Origin of the sequence: Streptomyces sp. NPDC048057 (genome assembly GCF_040653095.1) — a bacterium.
Taxonomy (GTDB): Bacteria; Actinomycetota; Actinomycetes; order Streptomycetales; family Streptomycetaceae; genus Streptomyces.
The window spans coordinates 264,317-274,310 of record NZ_JBEZNF010000007.1 but is presented as its reverse complement, the minus strand read 5'-3'; the positions used below and the strand labels follow the sequence as shown (position 1 = coordinate 274,310).

The 9,994-nt window shown below is 73.2% G+C and carries 11 protein-coding genes; 3 read left to right on the top strand and 8 right to left on the bottom strand.

From position 1 onward, the window contains the following. Window positions 1–283 precede the first annotated feature (283 nt). The 5 genes from AB0E05_RS10735 to sigE all read right to left on the bottom strand — a co-directional run bounded on the left by AB0E05_RS10735 (window position 284) and on the right by sigE (window position 5,637). Complete coding sequence (locus AB0E05_RS10735; protein ID WP_361961512.1) at window positions 284–964, bottom strand: hypothetical protein; 681 nt, start codon at window positions 962–964, stop codon at window positions 284–286. Between the two features lie 236 nt (window positions 965–1,200). Next, complete coding sequence (locus AB0E05_RS10730) at window positions 1,201–1,746, bottom strand: sec-independent translocase (protein ID WP_361961510.1); 546 nt, start codon at window positions 1,744–1,746, stop codon at window positions 1,201–1,203. A 193-nt stretch (window positions 1,747–1,939) separates the two neighbouring features. Further along, on the bottom strand, window positions 1,940–3,685 hold the full coding sequence (locus tag AB0E05_RS10725; RefSeq protein ID WP_361961508.1) for a trypsin-like peptidase domain-containing protein: 1,746 nt from the start codon (window positions 3,683–3,685) through the stop codon (window positions 1,940–1,942). A gap of 114 nt (window positions 3,686–3,799) precedes the next feature. Next, on the bottom strand, window positions 3,800–4,867 hold the full coding sequence (locus tag AB0E05_RS10720; RefSeq protein WP_361961506.1) for a zf-HC2 domain-containing protein: 1,068 nt from the start codon (window positions 4,865–4,867) through the stop codon (window positions 3,800–3,802). Beyond that, a complete protein-coding gene (gene sigE / locus AB0E05_RS10715; RefSeq protein WP_361529622.1) occupies window positions 4,864–5,637 on the bottom strand; it encodes an RNA polymerase sigma factor SigE in 774 nt (257 codons plus the stop codon). Before sigE ends, AB0E05_RS10720 begins: the two co-directional genes overlap by 4 nt. Window positions 5,638–5,822: 185 nt before the next feature. On the opposite strand from sigE, the gene AB0E05_RS10710 reads away from it, so the two are divergent. Then, window positions 5,823–6,524 (top strand): O-methyltransferase, encoded by a 702-nt coding sequence (locus AB0E05_RS10710; protein ID WP_361961544.1) that lies wholly within the window; start codon window positions 5,823–5,825, stop codon window positions 6,522–6,524. 84 nt (window positions 6,525–6,608) lie between these two features. Here the strand turns inward: AB0E05_RS10710 and AB0E05_RS10705 are convergent, their stop codons facing one another. After that, window positions 6,609–6,776 carry a DUF3117 domain-containing protein gene (locus tag AB0E05_RS10705; protein WP_003966491.1) on the bottom strand — a complete coding sequence of 56 codons (168 nt, stop codon included), beginning with the start codon at window positions 6,774–6,776 and terminating at the stop codon, window positions 6,609–6,611. A gap of 391 nt (window positions 6,777–7,167) precedes the next feature. Between AB0E05_RS10705 and AB0E05_RS10700 the strand changes: the two genes are divergently transcribed. Then, the gene (locus tag AB0E05_RS10700) at window positions 7,168–7,968 is read left to right on the top strand and encodes an enoyl-CoA hydratase-related protein (RefSeq protein ID WP_361961503.1); all 801 of its coding nucleotides are present in this window, start codon (window positions 7,168–7,170) and stop codon (window positions 7,966–7,968) included. A 34-nt stretch (window positions 7,969–8,002) separates the two neighbouring features. On the opposite strand, the gene AB0E05_RS10695 is transcribed toward AB0E05_RS10700, so the two are convergent. Together AB0E05_RS10695 and AB0E05_RS10690 are read right to left on the bottom strand one after the other, a co-directional pair. Continuing rightward, a complete protein-coding gene (locus tag AB0E05_RS10695; protein ID WP_361961501.1) occupies window positions 8,003–8,590 on the bottom strand; it encodes a DNA-3-methyladenine glycosylase I in 588 nt (195 codons plus the stop codon). After that, complete coding sequence (locus tag AB0E05_RS10690) at window positions 8,587–8,991, bottom strand: DivIVA domain-containing protein (RefSeq protein ID WP_361961499.1); 405 nt, start codon at window positions 8,989–8,991, stop codon at window positions 8,587–8,589. The genes AB0E05_RS10695 and AB0E05_RS10690 overlap by 4 nt, the downstream gene beginning before the upstream one ends. A 140-nt stretch (window positions 8,992–9,131) precedes the next feature. On the opposite strand from AB0E05_RS10690, the gene folP reads away from it, so the two are divergent. Further along, window positions 9,132–9,992 (top strand): dihydropteroate synthase, encoded by an 861-nt coding sequence (folP, locus tag AB0E05_RS10685; RefSeq protein WP_361961497.1) that lies wholly within the window; start codon window positions 9,132–9,134, stop codon window positions 9,990–9,992. Window positions 9,993–9,994 lie beyond the last annotated feature (2 nt).

Sequence of the window (9,994 nt, the reverse complement as noted above, 5' to 3'; positions counted from 1 at the left end):
CGCCCCCACCCGGGCCGCTAGGCCCAGGGGGAGAGCCAATGCGGTGGGGGTACCACCGTGCCCGCAGGGCACAGGGGGCCATTGGCGACCGACGACAACGCGGAGTGGGGGCACCTCCCGGGCCGAAGGCCCAGGGGGAATGGTGCCAGGGCACGCGAGCCCAGCAAGGTCCGTAAGACACGCCCTAGGGGCTCTTCACGTCCGTGCGTACGGAGCCGGGGGCGTCGGATGCGGCGCCCCCGGTTGCGTTCCGGGACGTGGGACGGCCGACAGGCCCTCGCCCTCAGTCCACGGCGCCCTGTTCGTACGGCGCGAGGTCGTGCACGACCGCGAAGCCGAGGCCGTACGCGCTCATCCCCCGCCCGTACGCCCCGAGGTGCACTCCCGGGCCCCCCGTGCTGCCGGTGGAGCCCGCCAGCACCCAGCCGAAGTCCGTCTCGCGGTAGTGGAACGGCATGGGCTCGCCGTTCACGGGCAGCGACAGCTGCGACCACTCCGGCCCGTCGAGGTCGTCGGCGAGGACGAAGGCCGTCTCGGTCTGCTGGTCCAGCCAGTCGTCCCGCAGCGCGTGGTCCAGCTGGGGCGGCCAGGTGTGCGCCAGCAGCCCGGAGCCGGCCAGCCAGGCCGCGGAGGAGACCGTGGTGGCGTCCAGGACGCCCGTGCCGTCGCCGCTGCGGCGCACCGGGCTGGCGGCGACCGTGACGACCACCGCGAAGCGCTCCCGCAGGGTGACCGCGGCGTCGGACCGTATCGACGGCGCGTCGCCGTGGCCCAGGGAGCCGTGCTGCACGACGCCGTCGGCCGCCGCGGCGACCTGCATCAGCCGGCGCGGGCCGGTGAACGCCTCGTCGAGCCCGTACCAGGGGAAGGACGCACGGGCGTAGTCGTCGAGGGTGCGCCGTCCGTGAAAGGCCGGTGTCGGCCCGTCCGCGGTCTGGTCCGCCTCCCGACTCGTCGTCTCCATCTACCCGGCCGCCTTCCTCCGTGTCCGAGGTCCGGAGCGGACCCGCCCCCCTCGGGCGTCCTCGCGTCCTGACAGATGGAGAGAATAACCACCCCGCTCGAACTCCCAGGGATTGACCGGGGTCAGCAGGCGGATACGACCCGACTGCGGACGCGGGCGGGCCGGGGACCGCCCGCGCGGGGGACGGCCCGTGGCATCCGGCGGAACGGGCCCGTCGGGCGGGGCGGAGGGGTCTCTCAGGTGGCGTCGGCGTCGAAGGGCGGACGCGTGGTCTGCTCGGCCGGCTCGCGCTTCCTCAGCAGGTCGGGAGTGCCGGCGGTGGGCTTCTTGAGCAGGTCGGGGGTGCCGGTGGTGGTGCCGGTGGACTTCTTGAGCAGGTCCGGGGTGCCGTCCGACGGGCCCGCGACCGCGGCGGGCACAGCCCGGTCCGCGTCGGATTCGGCGTCCGCAGACTTGGTGCCGTTGACCGCGTCCGCGACCTCGTTCATCTCCTTGCGGAGATCGAAGGAGCTGCCCAGCTCCTTCAGCTCGCGCAGTTCCTCGTTCTCGTTGAGGTGCTTGCGGATGAACGTCTTCGGGTTCAGGTCCTCGAATTCGAAGTCCTTGAACTCCGGGCCGAGTTCCTCACGGATGTCCTCCTTGGCGCTGTCGGAGAACTGGCGGATCTTCCGGAGCGTGCGGGTGACGTCCTGGATCACCTTGGGGAGCTTGTCGGGGCCGAAGATGAGCACGGCGAGCACGACGAGAGCCACCAGCTCCAGTACGCCTATGTCATTGAACACCCTGCTGCTCCTCGTGTTCTCCGTGGGCCGTGGGTCAAAACGGGTCCGGACCCGAACCACGGTACCCGGCGGAACTTCCGTGCGTCACGTGCCGGGACGGGGTGATCGCCGGCGCGGCGCGGCGTACATCCGCTGTTCACGGGCCGTACGCCGACCGGTGCGCCGGCGTCGGTTCCCACGCCCGTGCCGGGGGTCAGCCGGCTTCGGAGGAGCCGAGCGTCAGCTTCTTCGTCAGCTCCTTGCCGTCGCGCTCGATGGTGAGCTCCAACTCGTCGCCCGGACGGTGGGCCCGGATCTTGACGATCAGTTCCTCGCCGCCGCTCACCTTCTGGCCGTCGACCTCGGTGATCACGTCACCGGGCCGGATGCCGGCCTTGGCGCTGGGGCCGTCGGGGACGACGGTGGGGCTGTCGTCCTTGTTCTTCTCGGCCACGCGGGCGCCGGCACCGTCGTACTTCAGGTCCAGGTTGACGCCGATCACCGGATGGGTGGCCTTACCGGTGTTGATCAGCTCTTCGGCGACGCGCTTGCCCTGGTTGATGGGGATGGCGAAGCCGAGGCCGATGGAGCCGGACTGGCCGCCCTTGGGTCCGTCGCCGGTGTCGGCGGCGCGGATGGCGCTGTTGATGCCGACGACCCGGGCCTTGGCGTCGACCAGCGGGCCGCCGGAGTTGCCGGGGTTTATCGGGGCGTCCGTCTGGAGGGCGTTGACGTAGCTGACGTCGCTGCCGTCGCCGCGCTCGCCGCCGGCGGTGATCGGGCGCTCCTTGGCGCTGATGATGCCGGAGGTGACGGTGTTCTGGAGGTCGAAGGGGGCGCCGATGGCGACGACGGGGTCGCCGACGCGGACGTTGTCCGAATTCCCCAGGGGGAGCGGGGTGAGGCCGGCGACGCCCTTCACCTTGACCACGGCGAGGTCGTAGCCGGCGTCCTTGCCGACGAGGGTGGCGCGGGCGCTCTCGCCGCTGCTGAAGGTGATCGTGATCTCGCCGGAGGCACTGGCGGGGTCGACGACGTGGTTGTTGGTGAGGATGTGGCCCTGCTTGTCCAGGACGAAGCCGGTGCCGGTGCCCTGCTCGCCGGCGCCGCTGACGTGCAGGGTGACCACGCTGGGCAGGGCGCTGGCGGCGATGCCGGCGACGCTGTCGGGGGCCCGGCCGCCGCTGTCCTTCGGGGACTGGTCCAGCTGGATCAGATCGCTGCCGAACCCGCCGTTGCGCTCGGTGTACGAGCCGATGCCGCCGCCGATGACGCCGGAGACCAGGGCCAGCAGCACCGCGCCGGCCACCAGCGGGCCACGGCCGCTCTTGCGGCGGCCGGGGCCGCCGGGGTGGGTCAGCGGCGCCGCGGGCGCTCCGGAGGCCCCAGGGGCGCCCCACGGGTCGTACTGGAGCCACTGCGAGGCCGGCTGCGGCGCGGCCTGCGTCGGGACGACCGGCTGCTGGGGCGGGGCCGTGTGCGGCTGCTGCGGTGGTGCGTGGGGCGGCGGGGTGAACCCGGCGCCGTCCGTCGTCGGATGCGCGGTGGGGTGCGCCGGAGGAGGCGGGGCGCCGGCGTCCGCACCGGCCGGCGGGGCCGCGGCCGGTGACGGGGGTACGGCCGTGCCGTGCGCGGGAGTCGGTACGGGCCGCTGGACGGGCGGCGCGGGTGCCCACGGCCCGGGGCCGCCGTACGGCGGGGTGCTGTAGGCGTCGGGTTGGTGCAACGGCCGGGGTGGCTGCGCCGGGACGCCACCGGCGACCGGCTCGGTCGTCGGGCCGGGCTCGGCGGGGACCGCGTCGGCGGGCTGTCCGGGCGTCGGCGCCCCGGGCCGGGGCGCCGACGGCGGGGTGGACTCGGGTGCCGCCGGCTGCCCCGTGGGCTCGGGGGGAGTCTCCTGGCCCGCGCCGGGCCGACTCCACCACTTCGCCTTGGGTCGGGTGGGCTTCCCGTCGTCCATGCTCTCCCCGCAAATGCCGATTACGCGGCGCCCACGCGCACGCCTCCAGAGATTCAACCAGGTTTGCGAATCCCCTTGCAGGGCTGCGCTTGAGGGCAGCCCCGAAGGAGTGCGTCAGCGGGCGTGCTGTGGCCCGGGCCCCGGGGAGGGGGCGACCAGGTGGGTGGGCGAGGGCGTCGCCTGGGCGACGAGGCCCGGGACGCTGGAGAGCTGGAGCGCGCTGCCCGTGGGACGTATCAGCGGGGGCACCTTGAAGGCGGGGAACGCCGAGTACAGCACGGAGCGGGAGGGGTGGGAGGCCAGGCTGAGCGGCGCCGGGGTGGCCAGCGGGACCAGACCCGACGTGGTGCGCTCCTCGGACCTCGTGGACCCCGCGCCACCGCTCCGCCGCCGCTCGTACTCCGCGGCGCGGGCCGCTGCGGCGGTGGTCGGGGCGTTGGCACCGGCACCCAGCCCGCTGCCGGGGGTGGCGCCGGTGCCGGGGGTGCCGTTGGGCACGGGGGCCCGCAGCGGGGTGGTGCTGCCGCCCTGGCCGCCGGCCCGGGAGCCGGAGGAGGACGTGGAGTCCAGCGGGAGCGAGGCGCCGAGGGCGATCGCCGCGAAGGAGACCGCGCTGGCCGCCGCGAAGGCGAACCGCCGGCCGCGCCACAGCGAGCGGTCGGCGTCCTGACGACCGACCTCATGGATCCGAAACCCAGTCGATGGCGCCGGCGCCGGGGCCGGCCCCGGAGAGCGACGCCCCGGGCCGCCGGGCAGCGCCGGGCCGTGGGCGGCCGGATGCGGCCCGGGAACGTATCCGAAGGCTCCCGGGCGGCGGACGCCCGGTCTTCCCGCGGACGGGCTCAGCGCTCCGAAGAGGGCTTCGGTGTCCCCCATGCGCCCGCCGAACGGGCCGCCGGTCTCGTCGTCGTCCCGGGAGCCCCCGAGCACGCCCGGGCCTCCGGGCAGCCCTTGGAGCCGCGCGAGCAGCCCTTCGGAGGGCGGCGGGGGCGCGGCGTGCGCGAAGACGTCCTTGAGTCGGCGCTGGGCGTCGGCTTCGGCCTTGCAGCGGGGACAGGTGGCGAGATGGGCGAGGACCCGGTCCCGCGCGTCGTGTTTCAGCTCGCCGTCGACCAGGGCTGCGAGCCGATCCCCGAGGTGCTGCTCGGCGGGGGTCGGGGAGATGGGGCTGGATCCGCTCACGCCGGCCCGCCCTCCCCTGCGAGCCCGACCGCCCCCACCAGGGCGCGCTGCTGCTCGGCGCGCGCCTCGGGCGAGCGGTGCTTCAGGGCCTTGCGCAGGTGCGAACGGCCGCGGTGGATCCGGCTGCGGACGGTGCCGAGCTTGACCCCGAGGGTCGCGGCGATCTCCTCGTACGACAGGCCCTCGATGTCACAGAGGACCACGGCGGCGCGGAACTCCGGCGCGAGGGTGTCCAGGGCCTGCTGGACGTCTGCGTCGAAGTGCGTGTCGTTGAAGGCCTGCTGCGGGGACGGCTCGCGGCTCGGCAGTCGCTCCGCCGCGTCGTCGCCGAGCGAGTCGAAGCGGATGCGCTGCTTGCGGCGGACCATGTCCAGGAAGAGATTGGTGGTGATGCGGTGCAGCCAGCCCTCGAACGTGCCGGGGGTGTAGGTCGACAGGGAGCGGAAGACGCGGACGAAGACTTCTTGGGTCAGGTCCTCGGCGTCGTGCTGGTTCCCCGTGAGACGGTAGGCGAGGCGGTAGACGCGGCCGCTGTGCGTGCTGACGATCTCCTCCCAGGAGGGGGGCGTCCACGCCTGCGATTCCGCATCCGATGCGAAGGTCGCGGTGGCTGCGGCGGTGGCGGCGGTGGAACGGTCAGCATTGTGGGTCACAAATTTCGGCTCACCCGGTGACCTGATGAGGAAGCGGCGAAGCGCTCCCTTCCGATCCGCAGGTGCAGCCGCACCTCCCCTGTCGGCTCTGGTGGTGTCCAGCGGAGCCCCTACCATAGCCACTCCGTCCGTTAGCTCCGGATAAGAATCTTTACGCGAATTTGGATCCCGCTTACCTGCCCGATCCATCCGTCCCCCCGGTTTCTTCCTCCGAACGCTTCTCCGCTGGTCCCTCGCCCGCCCGTTCTCGACATCGGCCCGTCGCGCCTTGTCGCGCCCTTTCTTCTAACGCGCGGTCCCATCTGCGGGTTCCCACCCGCAGCGGATACAGTCAACGTCGCGTTCAACTACGGGGACAGGAGAGGCCCATTACCGCAAACCGGCAGACAAGCTGGGCGTTCGCCGACGCCTTTGTCGCCGAGGACGACGCGCTGCGCTGGGCCCGCGACCGGGCCCGGGAGGCTGGCGTCCCCTCGGTGTCGCCAGGCACCGGCGCCGCGCTGCGTCTGCTGGCGGCCACGGCGGACGCGAAAGCGGTAGCGGAAATCGGTACGGGAACGGGCGTCTCCGGCGTCTATCTGCTCCAGGGCATGCGCCCCGACGGAGTGCTGACCACGGTCGACCTGGAACCGGAACGCCAGCAGTTCGCCAAGCAGGCTTTCCAGGTGGCGGGATTCGCCAGTAACCGCGCCCGCTTCATTCCCGGGCGCGCCCTGGACGTGTTGCCCCGCCTCGCGGACGGGGGGTACGACCTCGTCTTCTGCGACGGCGACCGGCTGGAGTGCCTGGACTACCTCGCCGAATCGTTGCGTCTGCTGCGCCCCGGCGGGATCGTCTGCTTCGAGGGCGTCTTCGCCCGGGGCCGTACGGTCGACTCGGCGGCGCAGCCCGCGGAGGTGCTGCGGCTGCGCGAGCTGCTGCGCGCGGTCCGCGAGAGCCAGGAGCTGGTGCCGTCGCTGCTGCCGGTGGGCGACGGCCTGCTGTGCGCGGTGCGCCGGGGCTGAGCCGCGGCGCACTGGTGCCGGACACACCACCGCCCCGGCACCCTGGGGTGCCGGGGCGGTGGGCCGGTCCTGGGGTGGCTCGCGTTAGCCGACGACCTTCTTCAGGGCGTCGCCGAGCGCGTCGGCCTCGTCCGGGGTCAGCTCGACGACGAGCCGACCGCCGCCTTCGAGCGGAACGCGCATGACGATGCCCCGCCCCTCCTTGGTCACCTCGAGCGGGCCATCGCCCGTCCGCGGCTTCATGGCCGCCATGCTCGTTCCCCTTCCTGAAACCAGCTCATCGTCTACCGACCTGCGCCTGGGCAGGCGCTCGTCACGGCATCGAACACATTGCTTCCAGGTCATTATCCCGCATGCCGGGACCCGATGACCAACATCGGTCGGCATCGCTTAGGCAACGCGCTTTCCCAAAACCACCCAATTCGGCGATCCACCTGCAATACTCCGCCAGCCCTCGGGGCGGGGCCGGGTCCGCATGTGCCCGGTGGCCGCCGAAGGTTTTCTTTGAGCCAGGTCACAGCGCGTACCCCTGTCCAGTGGATCTCCGCCGTGCTGAGCTGAGGACCCGGGAGACCGGGAAGAAGCCACCAGCGACGCAGACGACCCGGCAGACGACCCGAGAGAGCCGCAAAGGGGACCCGAGATGGCCGACTCCGTGCTGTACGACGTGACCGACGGACTCGCGACGATCACGCTCAACCGGCCCGACGCCATGAACGCGCTGAACGTCGAGACCAAGGTGGCGCTGCGGGACGCCGCAGCGGCGGCGGGCTCCGACCCCGCCGTGCGGGCCGTGCTGCTCGCCGCGAACGGCCGCGCCTTCTGCGTCGGCCAGGACCTCAAGGAGCACATCGCGCTGCTGGAGGAGGACCGCACGACCGGCACGCAGCACACCATGACCACCGTGTCCGAGCACTACAACCCGGTGGTGCGGGCCCTGGCGACCATGCCCAAGCCGGTCGTCGCCGCGGTGAACGGCGTCGCGGCGGGCGCGGGCCTCGGCTTCGCCCTGGCCGCGGACTACCGGGTCGTGGCGGACACCGCGAAGTTCACCACCGCCTTCGCGGGGGTCGCGCTCACCGCCGACTCCGGGGTGTCCTGGACCCTCCCCCGGCTCGTCGGCCAGGGCCGCGCGGCGGACCTGCTGCTCTTCCCGCGCACCCTGTCCGCGCAGGAGGCGTACGACCTCGGGATCGCCAGCAAGGTCGTCCCGGCCGACGACCTCGCGGCCGAGGCCCTGGCCGCCGCCCGGGCCCTGGCACAGGGGCCGACGGTGGCGTACGCGGCGATCAAGGAGTCCCTCGCCCACGGCGCCGCGCACTCGCTGGAGGAGACCCTGGCCAAGGAGGGCGAACTCCAGACGCGGGCGGGCACCTCCGAGGACCACGGCATCGCGGTGCGGGCCTTCGTCGCGAAGGAGAAGCCCCGCTACCTCGGCCGGTGATCCGGCTGACCCGGGGCAGCCCCGCGGAGGCGACTCACGGACGGCCGCGGGCGATGCAGCCCTGGAGGTGGTCGTCGACCAGGCCGCACGCCTGCATCAGCGCGTAGGCCGTCGTCGGGCCGACGAAGCGCAGGCCCTTCTTCTTGAGGGCCTTCGCGAGCGCGGTGGACTCGTCCGTGACCGCGGGGACGTCCGCGAGCGTCACCGGCACCGGACGGGTCGCCCCGTCGGGCGCGTGCGACCAGATCAGGGCGTCCAGCTCGCCGGGCGCCCAGTCGACGAGCACCCGGGCGTTGGCGAGGGTGGCGTCCACCTTGGCACGGTTGCGGATGATGCCCTCGTCGGCGAGGAGGCGCTCGCGGTCGACCTCGGTGAAGGTCGCCACCTCGGCGATCTTGAAGTCGGCGAAGGCGCGGCGGAAGCCCTCCCGGCGGCGCAGGATGGTGATCCACGAGAGCCCGGACTGGAACGCCTCCAGGCACAGCCGCTCGAACAGGGCGTCGTCGCCGTGGACGGCGCGCCCCCACTCGTCGTCGTGGTACGCCCGGTAGTCGTCGGTGGACAGTCCCCAGGGGCAGCGGAGCTTGCCGTCGGGTCCGGCCTGCGGGCCGCCCGCGGTCATCGGTCGCGCTCCTCGTCCGCGTCGGCGAGCGCCGGGGTGCCGGCCTTCGACCCGGCGCCCTCCGCACCCGGCTCGGCGAACATCTCGGGGCCGCCGACGGCGGTGGCCTTCGCACCGGCGAGCGCGGCCTCCAACTCGGCGATCCGGGAGTCCCGCTCGGCGAGTTCGGCGCCGAGCCGGCCGAGGACGTCGTCGACGTCCGCCATCCGGTAGCCGCGCGGGGCGACCGGCAGCCGCAGCGCCTCCACGTCGGCGCGCCCCACCGGACGGGTGGCCGGCAGCGGGTCGACCAGTTGCTCGGGGGCGACCTCCGGCAGGGCGGCGCTGTCACCGCCGCCGACCACGGCCAATGTGACCGCGCCGACGACCACGGCCATCGCGATGGCCAGGAACAAGAACACGAGCGACCCTCCCTGAGCGGAAACCGTCCCGTGCAGATCGTGCCACGTCACGATGGCTTAGGGTCCACACGGCGGATCCTGAGGTCACAGCCGGACCCTTGACACGTCACAGCCGGACCACCGACGAGGGGAAAGTGCCGATGCTGCGGTTGGGAGAGCGTGCTTTTGACCAGCACGAGCCGGTGATCATGGCGATCGTGAACCGCACGCCGGACTCCTTCTACGACCGGGGCGCCACGTTCCGCGACGAGCCCGCGCTCGCCCGCGTCGAGCAGGCGGTGGCGGAGGGCGCGGCGATCATCGACATCGGCGGGGTCAAGGCCGGCCCCGGCGAGGAGGTCACGGCCGAGGAGGAGATCCGGCGCACCGTGGGCTTCGTCGCCGAGGTGCGGCGGCGCTTCCCGTCCGTCGTCATCAGCGTCGACACCTGGCGCCACGACGTCGCCGAGGCCGTCTGCGAGGTCGGCGCCGACGTGCTGAACGACGCGTGGGGCGGGGTGGACCCGAAGCTCGCCGAGGTCGCCGCCCGGTACGGCGCGGGGCTGGTGTGCACGCACGCGGGCGGGGTGGAGCCGCGGACCCGGCCGCACCGGATCGCGTACGACGACGTCATGGCCGACGTCCTGGAGGTGACGCTGGGCCTCGCGGAGCGTGCGGTCGCCCTCGGGGTGCGGCGCGACGGCATCATGATCGACCCGGGGCACGACTTCGGGAAGAACACCCGCCACTCGCTGGAGGCCACCCGCCGGCTGGACGAGATGGTCGACACCGGCTGGCCCGTGCTGGTCTCGCTCTCCAACAAGGACTTCGTGGGCGAGACCCTGGACCGCCCGGTGAAGGAGCGGCTGATCGGCACCCTGGCGACGACGGCGGTCTCGGCGTGGCTGGGGGCGCAGGTGTACCGGGTGCACGAGGTCGCGGAGACCCGGCAGGTGCTGGAGATGGTGCGGGCGATCAGCGGCCACCGGGAGCCGCGGGTGGCGCGCCGGGGCCTGGCGTGACG

Excerpts from the sequence above, each read along its gene's own strand:
- AB0E05_RS10735 (WP_361961512.1), bottom strand. The coding sequence starts at position 964 with ATGGAGACGACGAGTCGGGAGGCGGACCAGACCGCGGACGGGCCGACA.
- AB0E05_RS10725 (WP_361961508.1), bottom strand. The coding sequence starts at position 3,685 with ATGGACGACGGGAAGCCCACCCGACCCAAGGCGAAGTGGTGGAGTCGG.
- sigE (WP_361529622.1), bottom strand. The coding sequence starts at position 5,637 with ATGGTAGGGGCTCCGCTGGACACCACCAGAGCCGACAGGGGAGGTGCG.
- AB0E05_RS10705 (WP_003966491.1), bottom strand. The coding sequence starts at position 6,776 with ATGGCGGCCATGAAGCCGCGGACGGGCGATGGCCCGCTCGAGGTGACC.
- AB0E05_RS10700 (WP_361961503.1), top strand. The coding sequence starts at position 7,168 with ATGGCCGACTCCGTGCTGTACGACGTGACCGACGGACTCGCGACGATC.
- AB0E05_RS10695 (WP_361961501.1), bottom strand. The coding sequence starts at position 8,590 with ATGACCGCGGGCGGCCCGCAGGCCGGACCCGACGGCAAGCTCCGCTGC.
- folP (WP_361961497.1), top strand. The coding sequence starts at position 9,132 with ATGCTGCGGTTGGGAGAGCGTGCTTTTGACCAGCACGAGCCGGTGATC.